At 72.1% G+C, this 25,811-nt stretch carries 19 protein-coding genes; 2 read left to right on the top strand and 17 right to left on the bottom strand.

Translation table 11 applies throughout. The annotated features are described in order from the left end of the window. Positions 1-26: 26 nt before the first annotated feature. From AAIB33_RS17295 to AAIB33_RS17225, 15 genes are all read right to left on the bottom strand, one after another. Positions 27-1,523 (bottom strand): DUF4082 domain-containing protein, encoded by a 1,497-nt coding sequence (locus tag AAIB33_RS17295; protein ID WP_345801197.1) that lies wholly within the window; start codon positions 1,521-1,523, stop codon positions 27-29. A gap of 130 nt (positions 1,524-1,653) precedes the next feature. Continuing rightward, entirely contained in the window at positions 1,654-3,459 is a 1,806-nt protein-coding gene (locus tag AAIB33_RS17290; protein ID WP_345801196.1) for an asparagine synthase-related protein, read from the bottom strand. Further along, positions 3,437-3,694 (bottom strand): acyl carrier protein, encoded by a 258-nt coding sequence (locus AAIB33_RS17285; RefSeq protein ID WP_345801195.1) that lies wholly within the window; start codon positions 3,692-3,694, stop codon positions 3,437-3,439. The genes AAIB33_RS17290 and AAIB33_RS17285 overlap by 23 nt, the downstream gene beginning before the upstream one ends. A 29-nt stretch (positions 3,695-3,723) precedes the next feature. After that, positions 3,724-4,950: a pyridoxal-dependent decarboxylase, exosortase A system-associated gene (locus tag AAIB33_RS17280; RefSeq protein WP_345801194.1), complete on the bottom strand. Its 1,227-nt coding sequence runs from the start codon at positions 4,948-4,950 to the stop codon at positions 3,724-3,726. Beyond that, entirely contained in the window at positions 4,947-6,506 is a 1,560-nt protein-coding gene (locus tag AAIB33_RS17275) for an acyl-CoA ligase (AMP-forming), exosortase A system-associated (protein WP_345801193.1), read from the bottom strand. Before AAIB33_RS17275 ends, AAIB33_RS17280 begins: the two co-directional genes overlap by 4 nt. Continuing rightward, positions 6,503-7,873, bottom strand: a complete 1,371-nt coding sequence (locus AAIB33_RS17270) for a glycosyltransferase family 4 protein (protein ID WP_345801192.1) — start codon at positions 7,871-7,873, stop codon at positions 6,503-6,505. Before AAIB33_RS17270 ends, AAIB33_RS17275 begins: the two co-directional genes overlap by 4 nt. Then, positions 7,870-9,177: a glycosyltransferase family 1 protein gene (locus tag AAIB33_RS17265; protein ID WP_345801191.1), complete on the bottom strand. Its 1,308-nt coding sequence runs from the start codon at positions 9,175-9,177 to the stop codon at positions 7,870-7,872. Before AAIB33_RS17265 ends, AAIB33_RS17270 begins: the two co-directional genes overlap by 4 nt. Continuing rightward, entirely contained in the window at positions 9,174-10,667 is a 1,494-nt protein-coding gene (locus AAIB33_RS17260) for a lipopolysaccharide biosynthesis protein (RefSeq protein ID WP_345801190.1), read from the bottom strand. The genes AAIB33_RS17265 and AAIB33_RS17260 overlap by 4 nt, the downstream gene beginning before the upstream one ends. A 3-nt stretch (positions 10,668-10,670) precedes the next feature. Continuing rightward, positions 10,671-11,777, bottom strand: coding sequence for a DegT/DnrJ/EryC1/StrS family aminotransferase (locus tag AAIB33_RS17255; protein ID WP_345801189.1), 1,107 nt, complete (start codon positions 11,775-11,777; stop codon positions 10,671-10,673). Positions 11,778-11,788: 11 nt separating this feature from the next. Continuing rightward, complete coding sequence (locus tag AAIB33_RS17250; protein WP_345801188.1) at positions 11,789-12,736, bottom strand: glycosyltransferase; 948 nt, start codon at positions 12,734-12,736, stop codon at positions 11,789-11,791. Next, positions 12,733-13,365, bottom strand: a complete 633-nt coding sequence (locus AAIB33_RS17245) for an acetyltransferase (RefSeq protein ID WP_345801187.1) — start codon at positions 13,363-13,365, stop codon at positions 12,733-12,735. Before AAIB33_RS17245 ends, AAIB33_RS17250 begins: the two co-directional genes overlap by 4 nt. Further along, positions 13,362-14,498: a DegT/DnrJ/EryC1/StrS family aminotransferase gene (locus AAIB33_RS17240; protein ID WP_345801186.1), complete on the bottom strand. Its 1,137-nt coding sequence runs from the start codon at positions 14,496-14,498 to the stop codon at positions 13,362-13,364. The genes AAIB33_RS17245 and AAIB33_RS17240 overlap by 4 nt, the downstream gene beginning before the upstream one ends. Continuing rightward, on the bottom strand, positions 14,495-15,490 hold the full coding sequence (locus AAIB33_RS17235) for an NAD-dependent epimerase/dehydratase family protein (protein ID WP_345801185.1): 996 nt from the start codon (positions 15,488-15,490) through the stop codon (positions 14,495-14,497). Before AAIB33_RS17235 ends, AAIB33_RS17240 begins: the two co-directional genes overlap by 4 nt. Next, a complete protein-coding gene (locus tag AAIB33_RS17230; RefSeq protein ID WP_345801184.1) occupies positions 15,487-16,578 on the bottom strand; it encodes a Gfo/Idh/MocA family oxidoreductase in 1,092 nt (363 codons plus the stop codon). Before AAIB33_RS17230 ends, AAIB33_RS17235 begins: the two co-directional genes overlap by 4 nt. Positions 16,579-16,651: 73 nt before the next feature. Continuing rightward, positions 16,652-21,916 carry a DUF4082 domain-containing protein gene (locus AAIB33_RS17225; RefSeq protein ID WP_345801183.1) on the bottom strand — a complete coding sequence of 1,755 codons (5,265 nt, stop codon included), beginning with the start codon at positions 21,914-21,916 and terminating at the stop codon, positions 16,652-16,654. Positions 21,917-22,216: 300 nt separating this feature from the next. On the opposite strand from AAIB33_RS17225, the gene AAIB33_RS17220 reads away from it, so the two are divergent. Continuing rightward, positions 22,217-22,813 carry an acyltransferase gene (locus AAIB33_RS17220; protein WP_345801182.1) on the top strand — a complete coding sequence of 199 codons (597 nt, stop codon included), beginning with the start codon at positions 22,217-22,219 and terminating at the stop codon, positions 22,811-22,813. 61 nt (positions 22,814-22,874) lie between these two features. Here the strand turns inward: AAIB33_RS17220 and pip are convergent, their stop codons facing one another. Further along, on the bottom strand, positions 22,875-23,852 hold the full coding sequence (gene pip, locus AAIB33_RS17215; protein ID WP_345801181.1) for a prolyl aminopeptidase: 978 nt from the start codon (positions 23,850-23,852) through the stop codon (positions 22,875-22,877). Next, positions 23,849-24,721 (bottom strand): neutral zinc metallopeptidase, encoded by an 873-nt coding sequence (locus AAIB33_RS17210; protein ID WP_345801180.1) that lies wholly within the window; start codon positions 24,719-24,721, stop codon positions 23,849-23,851. Before AAIB33_RS17210 ends, pip begins: the two co-directional genes overlap by 4 nt. Before the next feature lie 82 nt (positions 24,722-24,803). On the opposite strand from AAIB33_RS17210, the gene AAIB33_RS17205 reads away from it, so the two are divergent. Beyond that, positions 24,804-25,808, top strand: coding sequence for a malate dehydrogenase (locus AAIB33_RS17205; protein WP_345801179.1), 1,005 nt, complete (start codon positions 24,804-24,806; stop codon positions 25,806-25,808). Positions 25,809-25,811: the final 3 nt, after the last annotated feature.

The raw sequence follows: 25,811 nt of genomic DNA, 5'->3' as shown, positions 1-25,811 counted from the left end.
AGGGCCAGTCGGCAGACCCCGAAGGATCAGTTCGCGGACTTCAGGACAGTGCCGTCGTCCCACGTGTTGTTCGACCAGACGTTGCCGGGGGCCGAGGCGTCGAACGACGTGATGGCGCCGTAGTAGCCGCACTTGCCGCCGTTGCCGCGGTTGAACACGTTGTCGGTGAAGCGGATGTTGTTCACTCCGGCCGAGTAGGGCTTGCCCTGCGTCGAGCCGCCGTAGGCGCAGTAGCCGCCGGTGGTCGCGAGGAACTGGTTGCCCGAGATCGTGTTGTTCTGCACGATGGCGAAGTCGCCGTAGCCCGTGAGCGCGGCCGAGCAGCCGGCGTCCGGCGGCACGTCAGGCGCGTCGCACGAGATCGTGTTGTTGGTGATCGTGCTGCCCGAGCCCATGCGGATGCCCGACTCGTGGGCGACACCGCTGTTGTCGGTGAACTGGCCGTGGACGTACGAGCCGTCGACGGTGCAGTTGATGAAGCAGTTGATCGAGCGGTTGCCGCCGGTCACCTCGACGCGCTGCGCGGTGAAGTAGCCGTCGCCGATGCCCGTCCCCATCTGGTTGCCGATCTTCACGTCGCTGTCGCTGATCGTGAACGACGCCGAGCCGTTGGTGTCGGCGTAGACGGTGCCGTTGACGAGCGAGCGCGAGATCACGACGCCCTTGGCGCGGATCGCGAGCGGGTTGCAGTTGATCGTCTTGGCGTCGATCACCGTGTTCGCCGTCGTGATGGTGCACGAGCCGGTGTAGGCGGTGAGCGCCGTGCCGGCGGGAACGCCGGTGTTGGCCGAGGTCGGGAAGCCCGTCGAAGGAGCGGGGGGCGTGGTCGGCGTCGTCGGCTCGGTCGCCGGCGTCGTCGGGTCGGTGGCGGGCGTCGTCGGCTCGGTCGTCGAGGTCGGCGGCGGGGTCAGCGGCGACGTCGTCGGCGTGAAGAGCACGTCGACCCAGTACACGCTGGAGCGGTAGGTGTCGGTCGGCACCGTGCCGCCGTTGCCGTAGCGGAACACGCCGGCGTTGGAGGCGATGCTCACGTCGGGCGACATCGAGGTGGCCTTGTAGTCGTACGTCGCGGCGTACTGGCCCTTGGGCGCCAGGTACGAGACGGTGTACGACGAGCCGGCCGTGAGGTCGACGGGCGACGAGAAGGTGGCGGTCTGCCAGCCGGACGTCGACTCGTCGGTGAAGGTGACCTTCGCGAGGGCCCGCCCGGTCGACGACCAGAGCGTCCCGACGTGCGTGCCGGTGTTGTTCTGCGTCTTCCAGAACGTCAGGCCCGTGGCCTCGCCGTCCTCGAGGACGCGGAACTTCGTGCCGACCTCGACCGACGCGGTGTCGTTGTGGTTCGTGAGGCTGACCGGCGACTTCGCCGCGAAGATCGACCCGGCGAGAACGTCGGCGCGAGCCGCGAACGTGGGGGCCAGAGCCGCGATGACCACGAAGGCGAGCGCGGCGAGGGCGGCCACGAGGGCGGCCGTCCGTCGTTGTGGAGTGAGTGTCTTGTCCAGTGTGCGAGCGTGCTGCATGAGTATGTATTCCTGTGGGTTCAGCGATCCCTGGACCAACGGTCATGCGGCGGAACTTCCGACAAAGGGATCCGCCCCATTACAGTTGGACCCTTCGCGCGGGATCAAACCAGAACGCATGAGAGATCGCTCATCTCATGAGAACTCCTTCATCGTTCCTGGCCCGCGCGGGATGCGCACGACCCACCTGAAGCGCCGTCTCCAGGTTGAGCAGGAATGCCAGCGACGACGGTCGCGGCTGGATGCGGCCCGTGCCGACCGCCTCGAGCCACGACGCGCGGACAAGGCCCGAACCGGCCGCACGGGAGAGCAGTTCGGGATGCCTCCGCCAGTGCTCGACGGCGGCTCGGGCCACCGCCGTGCCTCCCGCCGGAGGCCGGGCCTCGTGCCGGATCCGCTGCGCGATCTTGCGGGTCGCCTTGCGACCCGAGCTGAGCGCGAGGGAGGTCGCCGCGGCCGGCCCGCCGTGGGCGTACTGCACCGGCGCGGGTCGTCCCTCGAGCGGGATGCGGGCGAGCTCCGGGTCGAGCGCGAGCTGCAGGTGGGCGAGGAACCGGGAGTGCGCCTTGTCGGCCGGGGCGAGTCTCATCGCGATGTCGAGGAACGTGGGATCGAGCATCGGATTGAGCACGGTGCGCCGGCTCGCGACGGCGGTCTCGGTGACGCCGGCCCACCGCTGCATGCGGTGGCGGAGGTAGAGCACGTCCGTCGCGCGGAACCACTCGTCGCTCGCGTCGCGCAGCGCGTTGTGCACGGCAGCCTCCGCCGTCGTGAGGCTCCACTCCGCGAACTCGGGCGCGAGGAGCGCAGGCTCGACGGACTCGTTCGCGAACATCCGCCACCGGGCGAGCCGGATCGCGTCGCGAGACGAGTAGAGGCGGTCGTGTACGTGCCCGACGTAGTAGAAGCCGCGGGCGACCTCTCCGCCCAGCCCCGAGATCCGCACGCCCTGGTCGAAGCGGTCCTCGGCGAGCGACAGGGCCGCGAGCGCGATCGGGTCGGCCGACGCATCCAGCTGCACCGCTGCCGCCCGGCAGAGCTCCCACGCCTCGGCGGGGTCGAGCCCGTCGAAGCGCGGCAGGTCGCGCACCTCGTGATCGAGGCCGTGCATCGCCGCCAGGCGCCGCGCCACGACGACGTCGTCACTCCCCGGCACGCCGAGGGTCATCGCACTCAGCCCCTTCCGCCGCGAGGGCGGGATGGCGCTCAGGAGCAGTCGCGAGTCCTGCCCGCCCGTGAGCTGCAGCACGGCGTCGGGGTGCTCGTCGAGGAGCGCCTCGAGCGACGTGCGCAGCAGCGCCGCGGCGCGGTGCACGGCGACGCCGGGCGCGACGGGCTCGTCGTGCGCCTCGGGCTCGGGGCCGAGCACCACACCCCGCGCGTCGAGGCGGGCCGTGACCCCGGGGGCGAGCTTCTCGACGCCGTCGAGGAGCGTGCGCTGCCCGAGCTGCCAGCCGAGGTGCGCCTGCACCGCGACGGCCGTGAGGTCGAGATCCGCCTGCCGCGCGCCGCCCACGAGGAGCGCCGAGGTGGAGAGGGCCGCGGCGCCGGGACGCCCCGGCGCCGAGTGGTACAGCTGCCGCAGCCCCATGCTGTCGGCGACCATCGTCACGCCGGCGCCGTCGCCGAAGGCGGCGCCGAAGGGCGGGGCGAGTGCGGACAGCGCAGCCGGGAACGAGCGCGCGCTCTCGATCGCCGCCGCCGAGACCGGTCCTCGCGCCGTGCGGACGACGCGGGACAGCACGAGCACGGGGGGCTGGGCGCCGTCGAGCCGCCCGACGCCCCACGAGCACGCGAGCACCGGGCCGCAGGCCGCCACGCGGGCCGCGGGCACGGCGGGCATCGCCGCCTGCGCGTCGGGCGCGGCGAGCGGCACGGCGAGGAAGCCCGGCAGTGGAGCGGGCCCGCGGACGTCAGACGACAGCGAGCTTGGCATCGACGAAGTCCGACAGCGTGCCGACGGTCTCGAACAGGTCCGCACCGAACTCGTCGTCCTCGATCCTGATGTCGAAGCGCTCCTCGAGCGCCGCGACGACCTGGAGCACGCCGAACGAATCGAGCTCGGGCATCGCGCCGAACAGCGCGGTGCCGGCATCCAGCTGATTCGCGTCGTACGGCAGTTCGAGCGCCTCGACGAGGACGACTCGCACGGTCTCGAGAGTGGCGGTCATGGCTTCCCCTTCCCCAAAGGACATCCGCGTCACACGAGCACCTCGGCGGGCGCCGGGTGACTCAGGAACGCGGTCGGGCTCGCGGTGAGCCCATAGGCACCGGCCTGGAACACGACGATGAGGTCGTCGAGCTCGACAGCCGGAAGAGCGACGTCGTCGGCGAGGAGATCGAGAGGCGTGCACAGGCAGCCGACGACGTCGACCGGGCCTGCGGCATCCTCATCGACGCGATTGCCGACGGCGAGCGGATAGTTGCGGCGGATCACCTGGCCGAGATGACCGGATGCCGCCAGCTGGTGGTGCATGCCGCCGTCGACGATGACGTACCGGCGGCCGCGGGACTGCTTGCGATCGACGACCCGCGTGACGTACACGCCGCACTCGCCGACGATGTAGCGGCCGAGCTCCACGACCGGGTGAGCCCCGGGGAAGCGCGCGGCGATCGGCCCGTCGACGAGGCGGTGCAGATTGTCGGCGACGGCGGCGAGGTCGAGCGGATCGTCGCGGTCGGTGTACGGGATGCCGAACCCGCCGCCCAGGTTGAGATAGCGCAGCGGCCCGGCGAGGTGGTCGGCGAGGTGCGAGACGAGCTCGACCGTGCGCGTCTGCGCCTCGGCGATGACCTCCGCGTTGAGGTTCTGGGAGCCCGCGAACACGTGGAAGCCGTGGACGTCCACCCCGGCCTGCGCGAACTCGGCGAGGATCGCGGGCACGCACTCCGCGTCGATGCCGAACTGCTGGGGACCGCCGCCCATGCGCATGCCGGAGCCCTTGACGGCGAAGTCCGGATTGACCCGGATCGCCACGGTCGGCGTGAGACCGAGCTCGTCGCCCGCGGCCACGACGCGGCGGAGCTCCGTGCGGGACTCCACCTCGAGCACGATGCCCGCCGCGACGCCGCGGCGGATCTCGTCGGCGGTCTTGCCGGGGCCCGCGAAGCTCACCCGCCCCTCGGGCACCGTCGTGTCGAGGGCCGTCTGCAGTTCGTGGGCGGACGCGACGTCGAACCGGTCGACGCGGCGCGCGAGGTGCTGCACGACCGCCGGCATGGGGTTGGCCTTGACGGCGTAGCTGAGCTCGACGCGCTGCGGCAGCAGCAGGCGGAGGCGCTCGATGCGCCGGTCGAGCAGCTCGCGGTCGTACGCGAAGAACGGCGTCGAGCCGACGCGCGCGGCCAGGAGCGACAGCCGCATGCCCCCGACGCGCAGCTCGCCGTCGAGGATGCCGTGCTCGAGGATGTGCTCGCGCGGCGTCATATCCGCACCTCCGCGCGCAGGGCGGCACGGTCGAACTTGCCGTTCGGCGAGCGCGGGAGCGCCCGGACGACCCGCACCTCGGACGGCACCATGTACCAGGGCAGCACGCGGTGCAGGTGGGCGATGAGCGCCGCCTGATCGAGCGCCTCGGCGTCGGGGGCCGCGACGACGAGCACGATCCGGGCGCCGATCGCGGCATCCTCCATCCCGAACGCCACCGCCTCGCGGACGAGGCCCGTGCTGTACACGGCCTCCTCGACATCGGTCGGGCTCACGCGGTAGCCGGAGGTCTTGATCATCTCGTCGCGCCGGCCCAGGTGGTACAGGAAGCCGTCCTCGTCGGCGACCACCGTGTCGCCCGACCAGACCGCGTACTCCGGCGTCCGCCACGGCTGATCCGGCCGTTCGACCGGGCGGAAGCGCACCGCCGTCTGGTCGGGGTCGTTCCAGTACCCGAGGGCGACGAGCGGCCCGCGGTGCACGAGCTCGCCCTCCTCGCCGGGACCGCAGGGAGTGCCGTCGGGATGCAGCACGAGCACCTCGGCGTCGGGGATGGCCTTGCCGATCGAGTCGGGCCGCCGGTCCACCTCGGACGGGTCGAGGTACGTCGAGCGGAACGCCTCCGTGAGGCCGTACATGAGGAACGGACGGGCCTCGGTGAGGATGCCGCGCAGGCGGTCGAGCGTGCCGCGCGGCATCCGCCCTCCCGTGTTGGCCCAGTACCGCACGTGGTGCACCGCGATCCCGGGCCACTCGACCTCGCTCAGCTGGATCCACAGCGGCGGGACGCCCGTGATGCCCGTCACGCCGTGCCGCACGCACAGCCGCGGCACCTCGTGGGGGGTCAGGTAGTTCATGAGCACGCAGTGCGCGCGCACGGCGAACGCCGTGGTCACCTGGCTGAGCCCCGCGTCGAAGCTCAGCGGCAGGACGCTCAGGATGACGTCGTCGCTCGTGTTGCCGAGGTAGCTGCTGACGCTCTCGGCGCCCACGATCAGGTTGCGGTGACTCAGCACGACGCCCTTCGGCCTGCCCGTGCTCCCCGACGTGTAGATGATGGCCGCGGGATCGGGATCGATGACGCGGGGTGCGGCGAAGCCGCCGTGCGGGTGCCGGTCGGCCCAGCGGTGCACGCGCGGCAGCGCGAAGGGCGCATCGTCGGGTCCGCCGATGACGACGACCTGGTCGACCTCGGCCTCGACGAGGAGGCCGCCGATGCGGGTCAGCCGCTCGGCAGAGGTCACGGCGAAGCGCGCGCCGGAGTCCGACAGGATGTGCGCGACCTGCGGGTCGCGCAGCACGTGGCTGACCGGCACGAAGATGCCGCCCGCGAGCGACGTGGCGAACATCGCGACGACGGTCTCGATGCGCTTCTCGAGGCAGATCGCCACGCGGTCGCCCTTCGCGATGCCGAGCGAGACGAGCTGCGCCGCGACCGCCTGCGCGGCTTCCCACGTCTCGCGATAGGTCGACGTGTGGTCCCGGTAGGTGAGGGCGGGCGAGTCCGGGGCGGCGGTCGCCGCGTCGGACAGGAGGTCGTGGAACGCGATCCTCACCGGGCGGCCCTCCGTTCCGCGAGGTAGCGGTCGAACTCCGCCGCGTCGTCGAGGTCGACGTAACGGCGGCCCTGCGGGTCGACGGCCGGCGCCGGCGCGGCCGGGACCTCGTCGTCGTCGACCGCGACGAGGCCGGTCAGGCCGTCGTACACGGAGACGTACGCCTCGGCCTGCGGGCGCCAGTCGAGCTCCGCCGAGACGCGGGCCCGCGCGCGACGGCCGAGCGAGACGCGCAGCGCCGGGTCGTCGACGAGCCGCTCGACCTCGTCGGCGAAGGCCTCGAGGTCGCCCGACGGGACGTACCGCACGGCGTCGCCGCCCGAGACGCGGGTCTCGACGAGGTCGAACGCGACGCTCGGCAGGCCGTAGGCCATGTACTCCATCGTCTTGTTCATGGTCGACAGGTCGTTGAGCGGGGTCTTCAGGTCGGGGCACACCCCGATGTCGGAGCGGCTCAGGTGCTCCGCGATCGCCGCGCGGTCGACGCGGCCGGTGAAGGTCACCCAGCGGTCGAGGCCGAGGCGCGCCGTCTGCTCGCGCAGCTCGTCGAAGCAGTCCCCGAAGCCCAGGAGGGTCGCCGTCACATCGGTGCGGCCGCGGCGGTGCACGAGTTCGTCCATCACGAGCAGCACCTTGTCCACGCCGTCCTGCGGGCCCATGATGCCGAGGTAGACGAGGTTCGTCGTTCCGGCCGGGCGCGGATCGGTGGGATAGATGGGCCGCATCTGCGTCGTGTCGGGACCGCTGCGCACGACCGTGATCCTGTCGGCCGGCATCCCTCCCCGCGTCACGGCGATGGCCCGGTACGACTCGTTCGTCGAGATCACCCGGTCGGCAGTGCGGAAGGTGCGCCGCTCGAGCCAGCGCAGCCCCGCGTATTCGAGGCGCTTCAGGATGCCGCGGGGCTCGCCGAACCGCGAGACGAACAGCTCGGGGTCGAGGTCGTGGTGGTCGAAGACGAAGCGCACGCCGAACGGCTTCCACAGCCGCGCGATGAGCCACAGCGTGTCGGGCGGGTTGCAGGCCTGCAGGATGTCGAAGCGGCCGTCGTGCCGCACGCGCAGGGTGAGCAGCGCGCTGCGCATCCAGCTGTAGGCGAACTCCCACGCGTAGCCGATCAGCCCGCGTGCGGGCGGCGCGGGGCGGAACTTGTAGATGTCGACGCCGTCGATGCGCTGCCGTCCGGGGTCGCCCGGGCCCTTGGGGCAGATGACGCTGACGCGGTAACCGCGAGCGACGAGCGCCTGACACTCCAGCCACACGCGACGATCGAGCGGCACGGGAAGGTTCTCGACGATGATCAGCACGTGCGGGGGGCGTCCGGCGCGCGTGGATTCGACAGCCGGCCGGGGCATCGTCTGGGTCATGACGCCTTCTCCTCTCGCTCGACGGGCACGGCGACGAGCCTCGGTCCCCGCTCGCCGACCCGCGGGGCGCGCAGGGGCTCCTCCGCTGCGCGCGTCTCTTGCACTGCGCGCGGGCCGCGCACCGTCTCCTCCACGAGCCGCACGAGCTCCCGCTGCGCGGGTTCCCACGACCGGCCGACCACGGATGCCGCGGCCGCCCGGGCACGGCGGGCGAGGTCGGGCTCTTCGACGACCTCCGCGAGAGCTCCGGCGAGCGCGCCGGCGGTGGGCTCGGCCCAGCGCACGGCGGGGTTCGCGAGCACGAGGTGCGCGGCATCCAGTTCGTTGACGACCGGGATGCAGCCCGCCGCGAGCATCTCCTCCGCGACGAGCGTGATGTTGGTGAACGACAGCGCCAGCCCCGCGATCGTGCGGCCGTAGAGGTCGTTGAGCTCGGCGGGCGTGAGGCGTCCGTGGAAGACGATCGGCAGGTCGAGTCCGCGCGGGTATGCGCCGTAGACGTGGATCGGCTGCTCGGGATGCAGGGCGTGGAAGCGGCGCAGCGCGACGCACGCGAGCTGGTGCCCGCGGCGGGCGAACTCGGGTCGCGAGTAGTAGACGATTCCCGACCGGTCCATCTCGGGCTCGGGTGGCCGGTAGGCCGTCGCATCGCAGCCGAACGGCACGACGTCGCTCCCGAGGCCCGTCTCGGCACGGACCATCGCGTCGAGCATCTCGCCGAGCGCGAGGCGCCGGAACGGGAATCGGTAGGTCATGGCGGCGAGCTCGTGCTCGGCGCCGTGGCCGTAGAAGTACGGCTCGTAGTCCTGCAGGAAGTAGAGGCGGTGCATGGCTCCGCGACCTCGCGAGACGACCAGGTGCGCGGACTCCCAGCCCGTCGCGACGACCGCGTCGACGCCGCCGATCCCCGCCCGCGCGTCGGCGACCGCGGCGCGGACGCGCGGCCAGTGCGCCCGCACCACCGCGGTCTGCCGGTCGACGTCGAGGCCGTGCTTGTCGTAGAGGAACAGCACGCACGTGTGGCCCGCCGCCTCGAGCGCCTCCACCATGCGGAAGACCGTCGTGTGCCCGCCCGATCCCGGCGCGGGCGGCGTGCTGACCCAGCCGATCGTGAGCGGCCCCTCGCCGGCAGGCGGAGGCACGGGGAGGTCGGCCGGGACGTCCGCGAGGATGTCGTCGAGGTCGAGGTTGAAGAGCAGATCGGCCGCCCCGGTCGCCCGGTACGCGCGCTGCGCGACGCGCTGGGCGATGCCGCGCGGGCCGACGGCGAGCGCGCGCCGGGCGGCGGCGCGGAAGCGGGTCATCGGGTCGCCTCCTTCCGGTGGAGGCGCCGCGGCAGGCGCGATGCGATCTCGCCCAGGAGGTCGCGGTACGCCCGCGTCAGAGTCCAGCGGCAGATGGCGAGGTGCACGACGAGGACGACGCATCCCGCGATGACGATCGCCGCGATGGGCGGGAGCCCCGCGCACACGGTCATGGCGCCCCACCCGGCCGCGGCGGCGCCCGCGACGGCGACGAGCGCGCCCGCCGCGCGCCGTGCGATGCGCCAGATGCCGACCTCGAGCAGCCGCGCGACGAGCACCCAGCGCACGACGGTCGCGAGGGCGGCGACTCCGACGAATCCGACGGCGACGGCGACGATGCCGTAGCGGGCGACGATCGCCGTGACGAGGACCGTCAGGGCTTCGATCGCGGTCGCGTAGACGAACCACGCCCCGGGGCGGCCGAGTCCGTAGAAGAGGCCGTGGTCGAGTGTCGCGGCGAGCGTGAAGACCGCGGCGATCGACAGGGCCTGCGCGACGGGGATCGCCTGGGTCCACTGCGGTCCGAAGAGGAGGGGTACGAGCAGCGGGGCCGTCACGAGGATGGCCGTGAGGGCGGGCGCGATGACGGCGTACGACAGCCCGAGCGCGCGATCGTATCCGCGACCCAGCCGCTCGGGGTCGTCGCGGACCTTCGCGAAGACGACGGTCGAGACGGGAGCGATCGCGGCGCCCGCGACCTCCTGCGTCGTCTGCACGAGCCGCTGGGCGATGCTCAGCTGGCCGAGGGCAGCGGCGCCCAGCACGTTGGCGATGATCGCGTTCTCGCCCCACTGCCGCGCCATCGCGACGAGGTTGACGCCGGCGACCTTCGAGCCGAACCCGAACATCGTGCGGAAGTCGGCCATGCTGAAGCGCCAGACGGGATGCCACCGTGCGGCGATCCACGCCGCGATCGCCGTGACCGCCTGGAAGACGCACGTCTGCGCGACGAGCGCCCACACTCCGGCGCCCGCGAGCGCGAGGACGATGGCGACGACCTGGGCGACGAGCGCCGCGACGGCCGCCTGGATCGCGAGCGCACGGAACCGCAGGGTGCGACGCAGGAGCGCGATCGGCACGGCGGCGAGCGAGACGAACAGCACCGCGGGGCTCATCGCGGCGATGACCCCCGCGACCCCCGGAACTCCGAAGACGAGCTGCAGCAGCGGCGCCGCCGCGACGAGCAGCAGCGCCAGGCCCGTGCCCGAGATGACCGAATACCAGAACGCGGTCGCGGCGGCCGTCTCGTCGGCATCCCGAGCCTGCATCATGTACGTCCCGAAGCCCAGATCCGCGAGCAGGTAGACGACCGGCACGACCGTCATCGCGACGGCGACGAGGCCGAAGTCGGTCGGCGTCAGCAGCCGCGCGAGGATGACGACCGTCACGAAGCCGCCGACCTTGACGGCCCACGTCTGCCCCGTGAGCCACGCGACGCTCGCGGCCGCGCGGGGGCCGAGCGGGCTGGCGGGTTCGGGGATCGCGGGCATGCGTCAGCCGATCGCCTCGAGGAGGCTCGCGATCACGCGGTCCTGCGCGCGCTCGGTGAGTCCCGGATAGATGGGGAGCGAGAGGATGCGGCCCGCCTGCCGCTCGGCGCGCGGGAAGTCGCCCACCCCGCCCAGCCCGGCGGACGCGAAGGCGGGCAGCAGATGGACGGGAGTCGGATAGTGGATGCCGACCCCGATGCCCGCCGCGACGAGCTCCGCGAACACGCGGTTCCGGTCGTCGAGCTCGACGACGAACTGGTGGTAGACGTGCGCCTCGTACTCGGGCGCCGTCGGCACCGTGATGCCGGGCCGGGCGAGTCCCTGGCGATAGCGGGCCGCGAGGACGCGGCGCTCGGCGTTCCACGCGTCGAGGTGGCGGAGCTTCGCGGAGAGCACGACGGCCTGCAGCGAGTCGAGTCGCGAGTTCGAGCCGACGATCCGGTGCTCGTAGCGGGCCGTGCCGCCGTGGTTGCGCAGGGCCCGCACGCGGTCGGCGATGCCGGCATCGTTCGTCGTGACGGCGCCGGCGTCGCCGTAGGCGCCGAGGTTCTTGCCGGGGTAGAAGCTCGTGGCGGCGACGTCGCCCAGCGCGCCGGCGGCGCGGCCCGCCGTGCGGGCGCCCTGGCTCTGCGCGGCGTCCTCGACGATGAGGACATCAGGGCCGACGAGGCGACGGATCGCGGCGACATCGGCGATGCGGCCGTAGAGGTGCACCGGGATGACGGCCCGCGTGCGGCTCGAGAGCGCGAGGGCCACCTCGGCGGGGTCGATGAGGTGGTCGTCGGTGACGTCGACGAGGCGAAGCGTCGCGCCGACCCGCACGACCGCCTCGGCCGTCGCGACGAAGGTGTTCGCCGGGATGACGACCTCGTCGCCCGGTCCGACGCCGGCCGCGGCGAGCGCGAGCTCGAGCGCATCCGTGCCGTTGCCGACGCCGACGACGTGCGCTAGCCCGAGGTAGTCGCCGTACTCCCGCTCGAACTGCTCGACCTCCCGGCCGAGCACGTAGGAGTTCGACGCGAGCACGCGGGCGAAGCCCTCGGCGACCTCGTCGGCGACCAGCCGATGCTGGTGACCCAGGTCGAGCATCGGAACGGACTGCACGAGCATGGCCGGCCTCCTCACACCCGCTCCGGGGCGCCCATCCGGGCCTCGTCGAGCGACCGCAGGAAGGCGACGAGGCTGTGCGAGCGCTCGCCCCCGTGAGCCTGCTCCTCGGCGAGCAGGTCCTCGGCCTGTGTCGCGATGGTCTCGCGGGCCTGCTCGAATCGCAGCGGCGCGGTGGGCAGGCCCGCCATCGCGTCGTCGTCGCAGAGCACCGAGAACGCCGCGAACCGCTCGCGCAGGTCGCTCTCGCGCGTGCCGAAGCTGCGCGTGTGCATGTTGCCGCCGTGCACGCGGTAGTACGCCTGCAGAGGACCGTGGATCTGCCCCACGTCCGCGCGCGCCGCGATGCGCAGCCAGTACTCGAGGTCTCCCGAGTGCGGCAGCCGGGGGTTGTAGTCGCCGACGTCGCGCATGACGGAGGTGCGCACGACGGCCTCGGGCGAGGCGATCGGGTTGTAGCCGCTGCCGGCGACACCGCCGATCCATTCGTCGCCGCCCCAGATGCGCCACAGGTAGTAGGAGCGGGCCCGGGTCGGGCGCTTCTCGCGGTCGTGCGCGAAGATCGCGATCGACCCGTACACGAGTCCCACATCCGGATAGGTCTGCATGAGCGCGGCGGCGCGGGAGAGGGCCCCGGGCGCGAGCAGGTCGTCGGCGGAGAGGAGGGTCACGAACTCCGAGTCGACGCGCGCGAGCCCGTCGTTGTAGGTCGCGATGTGCCCCTGGTTCTCGTCGTGCACGACGGCTTGGATGCGCGGGTCGCCGTGCGCGAGCCGCCGAGCGACCTCGCCGGAGCCGTCGGGCGAGGCGTCGTCGACGATGATGACGCGGGCGTCGACACCCGGCTGCCGGAGCACGCTGCTCACGACCGAGGGCAGGTAGCGACCGTAGTTGTAGCACGGGATGACGGCCGTCACCGTCGCGGGGCGCCGCATGCGCCGGGGCACCACGACGTGCTTCATCGCCGCACCACCTCGTCGAGGGGCTGGGCGGGGACGCCCGCCCAGATCTGGCCTTCGGGGATGTCGCCGACCACGGCTGCTCCCATTCCCACGGTCGCCTCGGCTCCGACCGTGATGTGCTGTCTCACCGACGCGTTCATGCCGAGATACGCCGCCTGTCCGATGTGCACGCCGCCGCCGAGCGAGACGCCGGCGGCGAGCGTCGCGTAGTCGGCGATGACGTCGTCGTGCGTGATGGTGCAGTGCGGCATCATCACGACGTGCCGGCCGATCGAGGCGTCGGCGGTGACGACCACCCCGTCGAGCAGGATGCTGCCCGCCCCGATCGAGCTCGACCGGCCCACCCGCACGGTCGGCGCGACGAACGTCGCGAACCGGGTCGGCGGCAGGCCCCAGGCGAGGAGCCGGCGCACGATGGCCCGGCGGCCGCTTCCCCCGCCGACGCAGACGAGGAGGTCGTGGGGCCGCCGCGAGATGTCGGCGATGCCGCCGAGGATCGGCACGCCGCCCATCGCCCGGCCGTGCAGGGTCTCGTCGTCGTCGGCGATGCCGACGATGCCCGACGGGTCGGCGGCGATGACCTCGCGGGCCAGACCGCTCGCACCCAGGAGGAGGACGCCTCGCGTCATGGCCGCTCCTCCCGCAGCACCGCGAGGACCCGGTCCTGGTCGTCGCGCGTGAGCGTGTGGAAGAGAGGAAGGATGAGCGTGTGGTCGGTGAGCCGCTCGGTCGCCGGCAGCGAACCGGGCGCCGCGACGCCGCGGTACGGCGGCTGGCGGTGCGCCGCCATGATGCCGCGGCGGGCCGAGATGCCGGCCTCGGCGAGCGCCTCGAGGAGTCCGTCGCGCGAGCGGCGGTACTCGGGGAGCACGTCGACCCAGAACGACTGGTAGTTCGTGGTGCCGTGCGGCGGGTCGGCGACGGCACGCAGCCCCTCGGGCAGGTGCTCCTGGTACCGGGCGGCGAGCGCGCGGCGCCGCCCCACGATCGTCGGCAGCCGGTCGAGCTGCACGAGGCCGACCGCGGCCTGCAGATCGGTCATGCGGAAGTTGAACCCGACGTCGGTGTAGACCTCGGCGGCGGGCAGCATCGACAGATGGCGGTCGGCGGCGGAGACGCTCATGGCGTGCTCGCGCAGATGCCGGGCGCGCTGGGCCCACTCCTCGTGCGGTGTCGTGAGCATGCCGCCCTCGCCCGTCGTGAGGAGCTTGCGGGGGTGGAAGGACCACGCGGTCAGCTCGGCGCCCGCGCCGACGGGACGCCCGCGGTAGCGCGAGCCCGCGCCGCACGCGGCGTCCTCGATGACGAGGATGCCGAGCGGGTCGGTCACGCGGCGCACGTCGTCGAGGTCGACCGGGACGCCGCCCTGATCCACCGCGATGACGGCGCGGGTCGCGGGCGTGAGGGCGGCGGCGATCGTCTCGCCCGTGACGTTGCCGGTCACGACGTCGATGTCGGCGAAGACAGGACACGCGCCGACGTAGCGCACCGCGTTGCTCGTCGCGATGAACGAGAACGATGGGACGACGACTTCGTCGCCCGGGCCGACGCCCGCCACGACGAGCGCGAGGTGCAGCGCCGTCGTGCAGCTCGTCGTCGCGACCGCGAACGGAGCCTGCATCGCGGCCGCGAACGCCGCCTCGAACTGCGCGACCCGCGGGCCCTGGGCGACCCATCCGCTGGCGATCACCTCGGCGACGGCATCCGCCTCCTCCTGTCCGAGCCACGGGCGCATGACGTCGATGCGGGTGATCGTGCTCATCGGGCCACCGCCGTCCGTTCCGCCGCCACCTCGTCGCGGAGCGGCATCCACCACTCGACGAGCCGGCGCAGGCCCTCCTCCAGGTCGATCTGCGCTGCGAAGCCGAGGTCGAGCGCCGCGGCGCGCGTGTCGGCGAGGCGGCGGACCACCGAGTTGACCGCGCGCGGCGGCCCGAACTTTAGCCCGACGTGTGCGCCCATCACGCGCACGAGCGTCGTCGCCAGATCGCGCAGGCTCGTCTCGGTGCCGCTCGCGACGTTGTACGTGCCGTCCGTGACGTCGCTGCCGGCCGCGAGGATGTTGGCGCGAGCCACGTCCGGCACGCAGACGAAGTCCATCGTCTGCAGCCCGTCGCCGAGGATCAGAGGCGGGATGCCGTCGGCGATGCGTTCCATCCAGCGGACGAGCACCTCCGTATAGAGGCCGTGCACGTCCATGCGCGGTCCGTACACATTGAAGTAGCGCAGGATCACGTAGTCGAGGCCCTCCATCGCGCGGAAGCTGCGGATGAGCCCCTCGTTGAACGTCTTCGCGGCACCGTAGAGGGTGTCGTTGTTCTCGTGGTGATGCCGCTCGTCGGTGGGGAAGACCTCGGCCATGCCGTACACCGAGGCGCTCGAGGCCGCGACGAGCTTGCCGACCCGGTTGCGGGCGGCGGCCTCCACGACGTTGAACGTGCCGTCGGCGAGCACTTCGAGGGCGAGCCGCGGCTCCTCGGCGCACTGCGTGATGCGGATCGCCGCCTCGTGGAAGACGAGGTCCTTTCCGCGCGTCAGCGTGTCGACGAGGTCGGCGTCGCGGATGTCGCCCTCGACGAGCCGCACGCGGCCCGACGCGAGCGCCGCGTCGAGGTTGGCGCGGCGGCCGCGCACGAGGCTGTCGAGCACGTCGATCTCGGCGGCCCCGGCATCCAGCAGCTGATCGACGATCGTCGAGCCGATGGTGCCCGCTCCGCCCGTGACGAGCACGCGGGCGTCTTCGATCCGCGTCATCCCGCCACCGCCTCGCGCTCGGCACGGGCGCGTCTGTCCTGCTCGACGCCGGCGAGGGCGAGTGGATGCGGCGCCCCGGCGGCCGCCAGGCTCGCGGCGGCCGCGTCCAGCACCGACAGGATGCGCAGGCCGGACTCGCCGCTCGTGCGGGCGCGGCGGCGCTCGCGGATCGCGGCCGCGAACTCGGCCGCGACCGACGAGAGCGCCTCCCGCTCGGGCAGCGCGGGTGCCCACGTGTCGCCGAGGCGGTACGAGATCCGCGCGGCGTGCGTGTCGGACCGGCGGCGCGACCGGGTCGCGAGGTCGACTCCGCGGTCGTACACGCTCACGCGCTGCTGCGGGTTGAGGTCGTCCCAGACGAGCGTGCGGCGCGTGCCTCCGATGACCATCTGGCGGATCTTCGTCGGGCTCAGCCAGTTGACGTGGACGTGCGCGATCGCCCCGCCCGCGAGCGGGATCACGAGGTAGCCGATGCACGGCTTCCCCGTGCCGAGCGGATCGGCCCCGTGCGCCGAGACCGACACAGGCGCAAGGCCCCCCGGCAGCACGAAGTCGAGGATCGCGAGGTCGTGCGGCGCGAGATCCCAGAAGACGTCGACGTCGGGCTGGATGAGCCCCAGGTTGATGCGCACGCTGTCGATGAAGAGCACCTCTCCGAGGAAGTCCTCCGCGATGAGCTCGGCGATCTTCAGCGCCGCCGGCGTGTAGCAGTAGGTGTGGTCGGTCATCAGGACGAGTCCGCGCTCGGCCGCGGCATCCACCATCTCCTCGCCCCGGCCGAATCCGTCGGCCAGCGGCTTCTCGACGATGACGTGCTTGCCCGCGGCGAGCGCCGCCATGACGATCGGGTGGTGCGTGCGCGCCGGCGTCGCGACGGCGACGGCGTGGATGCCGCGGTCGCGCAGCACGGCGTCGAGGCTGTCGGTGACGGGCGCGCCGCCCACCGTCTCGGCGACCTGGCGAGCCCGCGCGAGATCGAGGTCGCACACGGCGGCCAGTTCCCAGTCCGCACTCGCGCGGAAGTTCCGCGCGAGGTTCGGCCCCCAGTAGCCCGCGCCCACGACGGCGATGCTCAGGCGTTCAGCCATTCTCCGGTTCCCCTTCCCCTCAACCCCCCCACAGGGTCTGTTCGCTCGATGCCGGCCCGCGCCGGCACCGCGGCTAGTCCGGATCGAACACGACGTCCACCCAGTACTTGTTCGACGACGTCGTCGTCGGATACGTCTGACCGAAGACGGATGCCCCGCCCGGTACGACGGTCGAGATCGGCCCCGACGTGACCTTCGTCGCGAGGCCGTTGGTCGTCACGGAGTAGCGCAGCGACGTGCTGTACATGCCGACCCGGTACTCCGAGCCGACCGTCAGGCGGATCGGCGTCGTGAGCGTCGCGGTCTGCCAGCCCGACGCCGTCTCGCCCGTGAATGTCACCGTCGCGAGCCTCGTGCCACCGGGGCCCCACAGGTAGCCCGTGTGGGTGCCCGTGTTCTGCGTGCCCTTGTAGAACCGGATCGAGCGGACGACGCCCGGCGCGCTCACCGTGAACCGCGTGGCGACCTGGATGCGGGTCGCGGTCGTCGCGTTCGGCGTCGCGGGCGTGGCCGTCGTGCCGAAGAGGTTCACGAAGTCGTTGGTCGGCGTCGGGCTCGGCGTCGGCGTCGGCGTCGGCGTCGGCGTCGGCGTCGGAGTCGGCGTCGGCGTCGGCGTCGGCGTCGGGGTCGGCGTCGGTGTCGGCGTCGGTGTCGGCGGCGTCGTCCCGAAGTCGATCTCGGCGTCGACGTAGTAGCCCGCGGCGTTCGACGACAGGGTCGGCATCCCGCCCGTGGGGCTGTAGACGTACCGCCCGCCCGTCGTGGCGAGCCCCGTGATCGCCCCCGAGACGCGCGCCTGCGTGAAGTAGCCGTTCGTGTACGAGTAGCCCCCGCCCGGCGAGAAGTACGACACGACGTACGTGTTGCCCGGGGCGAGCGGGACGGGCGCGCTGAGCGCGGCGCGCTGCCACCCCGAGGCCGTCTCGCCGGTGAACGTCACCTGCGCGAGAACCTGCCCGGTCGGGCTCCAGAGCGTGCCCCGGTGGCTGCCCGTGTTGGCGTCGCCCTTGTAGAGCCGGATGGCGGTCGCCTGGCCGGCCTGCGCGACGGTGAACGCCGTCCCGACCTCGATCGGACTCGTGTCGGCGACGTTCGGGACGTCCGGCACCTGCGTGCCGAAGAGCGTCTGCACGTTCGTGCTCGTCGGGATCTCGCCGGTCGTGAAGGCCCACGTGTCGAGCACCGTGCCCGCCGCCCACAGGGTCGCGGTGTACGTCGTGGCGTAGGCGAGCGCCGCCGAGGGGCGGAAGGTCGCCTTGTGCGCCGTCGTGTCGTACGACTGCGTTCCCGCGACCGCGCCCTGCGGACCGCTCAGGGTCACCGACGCGGTCTGCGTGTCGGGGTCGCGGCTCAGGGTCGCCGTGACGGTCGTGCCGACATCGACGCCGGTGCCGTTCCGCGCGGGCGTGACGGCCGTGACCGTCGGCGCCGACGAGGTCGAGCTGGGCGTGAACTCCACGTCGACGAAGTAGTTCGACGAGTTCCACGTGCTCGTCGGCATGACGCCGCCCGCGCCATACCGGTAGAGGCCGTTCGGGCCGCTCGTCGCGAGGGGCCCGCTCGTCACGGCGGTCGCGAAGCCGGCCGGCGTATAGGAGTAGTTGCCCTTCGGGGCGAGATACGACACGACGTACTTCGCGCCGGGTGTCAGGGCGACGGGCCGGTCGAGCACGGCGCGCTGCCAGCCCGAGGCGGTCTCGTTCGTGAACGTCACCTGTGCGAGCTGAGCGCCCGAGGCGTCCCACAGCGACCCGACGTGGGTCCCCGTGTTCGTGGCGGACTTGTAGAAGCGGATCGCCGTGACGCTTCCCGCCGCAGAGGACGTGAAGCCCATGCCGAGCTCGACCGAGGTGGAGTCGGAGTCGCTCGCCGCCGGCGTGGCGGTTCCGAGGAGCGTCACGGTCGCGGCAGCGCCGACGATCGAGAACGACCACGTCACGTCGGCGACGGGCGAACCCTGTGGTGTCGCGAGATTCGTCAGCGACACGACGACGAGGGCGCCCGACGGGTAGGCGCCCGACGGCGTGAACGTCACCGTCTTGGCGTCGGACGAGAGCGCGAACGATCCCGCGACGGCGGACCCGTTCGCGGTCACCGTGCCAGTGAACGTCGGGCGGAGGGCGCCGTCGAAGGTGACCGAGGCGGGCGATGTCGTCGAGACGTCTCGCGCGCCCGGCGCCGGGCTCTTCGACACCGGAACCGGCGCGGGAGCCCCCGGCTGGAACACGACGTCGACGCCGTAGTCGGCGGTCGAGGACTGGTTCGGGAAGCCCTGCGAATAGACGTAGACGGCGCCGCCCGGGTCGACCGTCAGCGGGCCGCGGGTGTACGCGGCGGCGTAGGCGTTGGGTGTGACGGCGTAGTGCCCGTTCGGCGCGACGTACGACGCGACGTACTTCGTGTTCGCGGCGATCGTCACAGGCGTCGAGAGCACGGCGGTCTGCCATCCGGCGGTCGACTCGCCGGTGTAGGTGACGCTCGCGAGCCTGTTGCCCGAGGCATCCCACAGCGCACCGGTGTGCGTGCCCGTGTTCGCCGAGCCCTTGTAGAAGCGCAGCGCCGTGACGGTGCCGCCGACGTTGGCGCGGAAGACGACGCCGAGCGTCACGGTCGCAGTGTCGGTGTCGGACGGCGTCGTGGGAACCGCGCTCTCCTGGTAGAGGCTGCAGGGGCACTGACCCGGAGGCAGGTCGGGACCGGCGGTCATGAACGACCAGCCCGAGCCCGGCGCGAGGCCGACCCCCGACGTGTCCTTCGCGTCGATCGCGACGGCGTAGGTCGTCGACGCGGCGAGCGCGGCGGTCGGCGTGAACCTCGCCGTGCGGCTCGTGGCGTCGTAGGTCACGCTGCCAGCGATCGCCGATCCGCCGTTCGGGGTGACGCTCATCGTCAGGGTCGCGGGATCGGCCGCCCGGGTGAACGTCGCGGTGATGGCGGTGTTCGTCGGCACGCTCGAGACGCCCGCGCCCGGTGTCTGCGACAGGATGCGCAGCGGCGACGTGTCGGACTTCGTGAACAGGACGTCGACGAAGTAGTTCGAGTCGCCGTAGGTGCTCACGGGGTACGTGCCCGGGTTGCCGTAGACGGCGGGGGATGCCGAGCCGACGCCGCTCGTGACGCCGACGGGCGACGACCAGCGCGAGGCGTACGGCCAGTACCGGTCCTGCGCCGCGTAGTGCCCCTGCGGCGCCGTGTACGAGACCGTGTACGTCTGCCCGGCCGTCACCGCGACCGGCTGCGTGAACGACGCCGACTGCCAGCCGGTCGACGTCTCGCCGGTGAACGTGACGTTCGCGAGGCGGGTGCCGGAGGCATCCCACAGCGACCCGACGTGGGTACCGGAGTTGCCCGAGCCCTTGTAGAACCGCACGCCCGCGACGAAGCCGTCGGAGTCGGGCGTGAAGCGCAGGCCGAGCTCGACGGCCGAGGCGTCGGACGCGGCGGGCGTCGTGGGAACCGCCTGGCCGAAGGCCGAGTAGGGTCCTGTGACGTTGACCGTGCGCGTCGTGCCGCTGGCGGAAAAGTTGGCACTGTCGTCGATGGCCCGGGCCGCGACGATCGTGTTGCCGCTGCCCTGCTGGATGTACGTGTACGACCACGAGGTGGTCCCCTGGGCGGCGTGCCACGTGCGGCCGCCGTCGACCGAGACCTCGACGCCCGCGACCTTGCCGCCCGTGTCCGAGGCGGTGCCGGTCATCGTCACCGACGTGCCGCCGGCGATGCTCTGGCCGGCGGTCGGCGACGTGATGGTGGTCGCCGGGGCCGTCGTGTCGGTGCTCGCCGTCGTGGCGACGAGTCCCGTCATGAGCGACCCCGGCTGGGCCCCCATGTCTGCCAGCAGGTTCACCTGAGCCTGCTGCATGGAGGCGTCTGCGGGCGCGCCCGCGCCGTCGTGACTCTGGTCGAGCCCCCAGGTCCACTGGATGCTCGCCGCCGAGAACACGAGGGCGCCGCTGGGCGCGCGGTAGAGGGTGACGTGGTGGGTCGTCGTGCCGGGCGCGAGCGTCCGGCCGTAGTCCTGCACGTACTCCTGCGACGACCCCGTCGTCGTCGACAGGCGGATGAGCCCGGCGGGCCGCAGCCCGTTGTCGACGTCCTCGTCGGACTCGTAGCCCACGGTGTGCTGCGCGAGGGCGGCAGCGGAGCCGGCGGGGAGGGAACTCAGGGGGGTATTCCGCCAGAGACGGAACGAGCCCTCCACCGCCGACACCGTGATCGGGAGGTCAACGCGGTTGACCATGAACATCGTCCCCGAGAGGCTGTTCTCGGGTTTTCCGGCGCCCTGCGCCTGCGATGCGAAGCGCGGATCGCGCCACGTGCCGGTCCACTCGCTCGTCGGGTCGATCTTGGCGTCGGCCCACGTCTCCTTGTACGTCACGAGGGTGCGGTACGCGGTGTTCGATCCGTCGGCGGATGCCTCGTAGCGGGTGTGCCAGTAGATCTCGTTCCCCGACAGGAACTGCAGGTTCACCCCGGCGTCGCGCGCGGCCTCGACGTTCGCGCGCTGCGCGGCGGACCAGTACTCGTCGTGGCCGACCGACAGGAAGACCTTGTGGTTCTTCAGCTCTGCTCCGCGCCGGTCGGTGTCGACGCCGGCGAGGTAGCTGACGTCGTAGCCGTTGCGCTCGAGGAACCGCACCGCCGGGTACTCGGCGCCGAAGTAGAAGTCACGGCCGCTGTTGTCGCCGCGCGTCGCGAACGGACGGTTGTAGCTCAGCTTGTAGGCGCGGCCGTTCGCGCCGCCGTTGTAGAAGTCGGCGCCGCCGTACATGTTGTAGGCCTGCCACGTCGGGTCGGAGGTCTGGAACAGCACGTCGGAGTGGTTGCCGTCGTTGCGGACGATGAAGATGATGTGGCTCGCCCCGCCCGTGTCGGTGCGGGTGAGTCTCGCGACGTAGACACCCGAGACCGCGTCGGCCGGCACGTTCCACGAGGCCGAGACCGCCCACGTGCCGCAGTCGTAGAGCTCGGTCGTGAGGTCGGAGATGCACTGCGGCTGCTTCTGCGGCAGCGTCGCCGACGGCGTGACCGACGCGATCTTCCGCGCGCCGAGTCCCTGGTACCAGCCGGTCCGGTAGATGTCGATCGAGTACGCCTTCGCGGTCGTGTCGATCTTGAAGTCGATCTTCTGGCCCGCATTGACGCTGATGTCGGTCGCGTAGCCCTGGATCGTGGAGTCTCCGGCGCCGTCGATGTCCCACACGGACGGATCGGTGCCGGGCTTCTGGTTCTCGCAGACGATCGGATTGATCGTCGCTCCGCAGGAGCTGCCCGACTGGGCCTGCGCTGCTCCCCCACTGGCTGTGGTCGCGTACACCGCGATCACGAGTGCGATCACTGCGATCGCTGTCGCTCCCCGTCCTCGTCGGGTCGAGAACAGGGAATGTGCCGTCGCCATCGACGTCCCCCCAGACTGCCGTCGCGCACCACGATTAGCGGCTTGCGAGCCTTTGCTGTCCGGTGTCCCCCAACATTCCGGCTGAGAATCCCCTGTCGCAGACGTGCCCCCATGGACGCGCAACGGTCGTTCTCGCGACGGACTTTACGCCGGTTGTCTTTTTCGTGGAAGACCCAATCTCAGATCGGGATGCCGCGCCTGTGCGTCCGCCCTATGCTGGCGCACGACGAAGGGGGCCCGATGAGCGACGAGACCCGCATCGAGCCGAGCGCCGACGTCGACGCGACGGCGTCGATCGGCGAGGGCACGCGCGTCTGGCATCTGGCCCAGATCCGCGAGCACGCCCGCATCGGACCGCAGTGCACGATCGGACGCGGCGCGTACGTGGGCCCGGGAGTCGAGCTCGGGCGGGCCTGCAAGCTGCAGAACCACGCGCTCGTCTACGAGCCGGCGCGCCTCGGCGACGGCGTGTTCATCGGGCCGGCGGCCGTGCTCACCAATGACGAGTTCCCCCGCGCCGCCAATCCGGACGGCTCGCCCAAGACCGGCGCCGACTGGGATCTCGTCGGCGTCACGATCGGCCGTGGCGCCTCGATCGGCGCCCGTGCCGTGTGCGTCGCGCCGGTCGAGATCGGCGAGTACGCGCTCGTCGCGGCGGGCGCCGTCGTGACGAAGGACGTGCCCGCCTTCGCCCTCGTGGTCGGTGTTCCCGCGCGCCGCATCGGCTGGGTCGGCCGCACGGGCCGCCCGCTGGAAGCGCGCGACGGTGAGCTCGTCTGTCCGGTTAGCGGCGAGCGCTATCTCGAGGAGGCCGGGGCTCTCCGGCCGGTCGGCTGACGGCGAACCTTGCCTCGGACCGCGAGGGCCGAGGGCGCCGGCCCACGTCGCCGGCCCAGGGTCACCCCGCGAAGCGGTCCGTCGCCTCGCGCAGGGCGCGCGCGATGCCCGGCTCGGTCGCCGAGTGCCCGGCATCCGGAATCATCCGGAAGTCGGCCTCCGGCCACGCCCGGTGCAGATCCCATGCGGTCATGGGAGGCGTGCAGATGTCGTACCGCCCCTGCACGATGACCCCCGGGATGCCGCGGAGCGCGTCGGCGCCCGCGATGAGCTGGCCGTCCTCGAACCACCCGCCGTGCATGAAGTAGTGGTTCTCGATGCGCGCGAAGGCGACGGCCTTGTCCGGTTCGGTCATGGACGCCACCAGGTCGGGGTCGGGATGCAGGGTCAGGGTGGATGCCTCCCACCTGGTCCACGCGATGCCGGCCTGCCGGTGCACGGCGGGATCGGGGTCGGCGAGCCGCCGCGCGTACGCCTCGATCATGCGCGAGCGCTCGAGCACGGGGATGGGCGCGACGAAGTCCTCCCACAGGTCGGGGAAGATCGCGGAGGCACCGCCCTCGTAGAACCACTCCAGCTCGAAGCGGCGCAGCGTGAAGATGCCCCGCAGCACGATCTCGGTGACCGAGGCCGGGTGCGCCTGCGCGTACGCGAGGGCGAGCGCGCTGCCCCACGAGCCCCCGAAGACCTGCCACCGCTCGATCGCGAGGTTGCGTCGCAGCAGCTCGATGTCGGCGACGAGGTGCCACGTCGTGTTGAACCGCAGGTCGGCGCGGGGGTCGCTCGCGTGAGGCGTGCTGCGGCCGCAGCCGCGCTGGTCGAAGAGCACGATGCGATAGCGCTCGGGATCGAAGAAGCGCCGGTGCCACGGGGATGTGCCTGCCCCGGGGCCGCCGTGCAGGAAGACGACGGGCTTGCCGTGCGGGTTGCCGCTCTGCTCCCAGTAGACGCGGTTGCCGTCGCCGACGATGAGCTCGCCCGTCTCGTACGGCTCGATGTGCGGGTAGAGGATGCTGTCGAGGTGCGCGGGCCCGTTCACAGGGCGTCTCCCGACACACCGAACGTGTCGCACGCCTGGTAGCCCTGCTGGTAGCCCGTCATGAACCAGCGCTGGCGCTGCTCGCTCGAGCCGTGGGTCCACGTCTCGGGGTTGACGGGCACGCCCGACTCCTTCTGGATGTGGTCGTCGCCGACGGACTGCGCCGCGTTGATGGCATCCCGAACCTGCGCCTCCGTGGGGGTCTGCAGGAACGCCACGCCGTTCTCGTCCTTCTGCTCCCCCGCGTGCGCGACCCAGGAGCCGGCGAGGCAGTCCGCCTGCAGCTCGGTCCGCACGCCGTTGCTGTCGGGACCCGTGCCGTTGTCCGGATACGTCTCCATGATGCCGCTGATGTTCTGCACGTGGTGGCCGTACTCGTGCGCGAGCACGTAGAGCTGCGCGAGCGGACCCGCCGTCGCGTCGAACCGCTCGCGCAGGAGCGCGAAGAACGTCGGGTCGACGTAGACGCTCTCCTCGGGCGGGCAGTAGAAGGGGCCGGTCGCGTTCGATGCGGTGCCGCACGAGGTCGATGTCGACCCGTCCACGATGATGAGCTGCGGCTGCCGGTACCCCTTGATCGTGTTCGCCCAGTACTGGTCGATGTTGAGGGATGCCGCGGCCAGGCGGCAGTCGTCGTTCGCGTTGGCGTCGGCACCGGTCTGGCAGTTGTCGATCGCGGTCTCCTGACCGCCCCCACCTCCGCCCGCGATGGGTCCGAGCACGCTCGAGAAGTCCTGACCCGTGAACAGGCTCAGCAGCAGCACGGCGATCGCGCCGATGCCCGCGATGCCTCCACCGGCGACGGCGACCCCGGCGCCCCGACGACGCGCCGTGTTCCCCCCGACGCGCGCATTGTCGTTGAACGTCATTTCCTCACGGTACCGTGGGCGACCGGACAACGCCGGAAATCCGCACCCCCTTGCGCTCGGGGCCCGGAATAGGCTCAGGGGCATGGCGACGACTGCGACGACCGTCACGATCACGGGTGCCGGAGGCCAGATCGGGTACGCGCTGCTCTTCCGCATCGCCGCGGGAGACATGCTCGGACCGGACCGGCCCGTCAGGCTCCGACTCCTCGAGATCCCGCAGGGGATGCGCGCGGCCGAGGGAGCGGCCCTCGAACTGCAGGACTGCGCGTTCCCGCTCCTGCACTCCGTCGAGGTGACGGACAGCGCGGTCTCGGCCTTCGAGGGGGCGAACATCGCGATGCTCGTCGGGGCGCGTCCGCGCGGCCCCGGCATGGAGCGCGCCGACCTCCTCGCCGCCAACGCCGGCATCTTCGGGCCGCAGGGGGAGGCGATCGGGTCGGCGGCGGCGGACGACGTCCGAGTGGTCGTGGTGGGCAACCCCGCCAACACGAACGCGCTCATCGCCGCGGCATCCGCGCCCGGCATCCCCTCCGACCGGTTCACGGCACTCACTCGCCTCGACCACAATCGCGCCGTCGGGCAGCTCGCGGAGGCTCTCGACGCGCGGCCCGACGACCTCGAGGGCGTCGCGATCTGGGGCAACCACTCCGCGTCGCAGTTCCCCGACGTCTCGCACGCGACGGTGCGCGGGGTTCCCGTGGGCGACGCCCTCGCGGAACGGCTCGGCGGACACGAGCAGGCGCTCGCGTGGCTCGACGACCTCTTCATCCCCCGCGTCGCGAAGCGCGGCGCCGAGATCATCGAGGTGCGCGGATCGTCGTCGGTCGCGTCGGCGGCGAACGCCGCGATCGAGCACGTCCGCGACGAGCAGGCCGGTACGGCGTGGACCTCGGCGGCCGTCGTCTCGCGGGGCGAGTACGGCGTGCCGGAGGGCCTCGTGTGCTCGTTCCCCGTGTCGTCGGACGGGTCGGGATACCGGGTCATCGAGGGTCTCGACCTCGACGCCCGCTCGCGCGCGAGGTTCGATGCGTCGGTGGCCGAGCTCGAGGCGGAGCGCGCGGCGGTGCGCGAGCTGGGCATCCTGTAGCGC

Origin of the sequence: Microbacterium sp. AZCO, from assembly GCF_039614715.1 — a bacterium.
GTDB lineage: Bacteria > Actinomycetota > Actinomycetes > Actinomycetales > Microbacteriaceae > Microbacterium.
This window is presented reverse-complemented; position numbering and strand designations above follow the sequence as displayed.

Coding starts and splice junctions, on each gene's coding strand:
- AAIB33_RS17295 (WP_345801197.1), bottom strand. CDS start 1,523: ATGCAGCACGCTCGCACACTGGACAAGACACTCACTCCACAACGACGG.
- AAIB33_RS17290 (WP_345801196.1), bottom strand. CDS start 3,459: ATGCCAAGCTCGCTGTCGTCTGACGTCCGCGGGCCCGCTCCACTGCCG.
- AAIB33_RS17285 (WP_345801195.1), bottom strand. CDS start 3,694: ATGACCGCCACTCTCGAGACCGTGCGAGTCGTCCTCGTCGAGGCGCTC.
- AAIB33_RS17280 (WP_345801194.1), bottom strand. CDS start 4,950: ATGACGCCGCGCGAGCACATCCTCGAGCACGGCATCCTCGACGGCGAG.
- AAIB33_RS17270 (WP_345801192.1), bottom strand. CDS start 7,873: ATGACCCAGACGATGCCCCGGCCGGCTGTCGAATCCACGCGCGCCGGA.
- AAIB33_RS17265 (WP_345801191.1), bottom strand. CDS start 9,177: ATGACCCGCTTCCGCGCCGCCGCCCGGCGCGCGCTCGCCGTCGGCCCG.
- AAIB33_RS17260 (WP_345801190.1), bottom strand. CDS start 10,667: ATGCCCGCGATCCCCGAACCCGCCAGCCCGCTCGGCCCCCGCGCGGCC.
- AAIB33_RS17255 (WP_345801189.1), bottom strand. CDS start 11,777: ATGCTCGTGCAGTCCGTTCCGATGCTCGACCTGGGTCACCAGCATCGG.
- AAIB33_RS17250 (WP_345801188.1), bottom strand. CDS start 12,736: ATGAAGCACGTCGTGGTGCCCCGGCGCATGCGGCGCCCCGCGACGGTG.
- AAIB33_RS17245 (WP_345801187.1), bottom strand. CDS start 13,365: ATGACGCGAGGCGTCCTCCTCCTGGGTGCGAGCGGTCTGGCCCGCGAG.
- AAIB33_RS17240 (WP_345801186.1), bottom strand. CDS start 14,498: ATGAGCACGATCACCCGCATCGACGTCATGCGCCCGTGGCTCGGACAG.
- AAIB33_RS17235 (WP_345801185.1), bottom strand. CDS start 15,490: ATGACGCGGATCGAAGACGCCCGCGTGCTCGTCACGGGCGGAGCGGGC.
- AAIB33_RS17230 (WP_345801184.1), bottom strand. CDS start 16,578: ATGGCTGAACGCCTGAGCATCGCCGTCGTGGGCGCGGGCTACTGGGGG.
- AAIB33_RS17220 (WP_345801182.1), top strand. CDS start 22,217: ATGAGCGACGAGACCCGCATCGAGCCGAGCGCCGACGTCGACGCGACG.
- AAIB33_RS17210 (WP_345801180.1), bottom strand. CDS start 24,721: ATGACGTTCAACGACAATGCGCGCGTCGGGGGGAACACGGCGCGTCGT.
- AAIB33_RS17205 (WP_345801179.1), top strand. CDS start 24,804: ATGGCGACGACTGCGACGACCGTCACGATCACGGGTGCCGGAGGCCAG.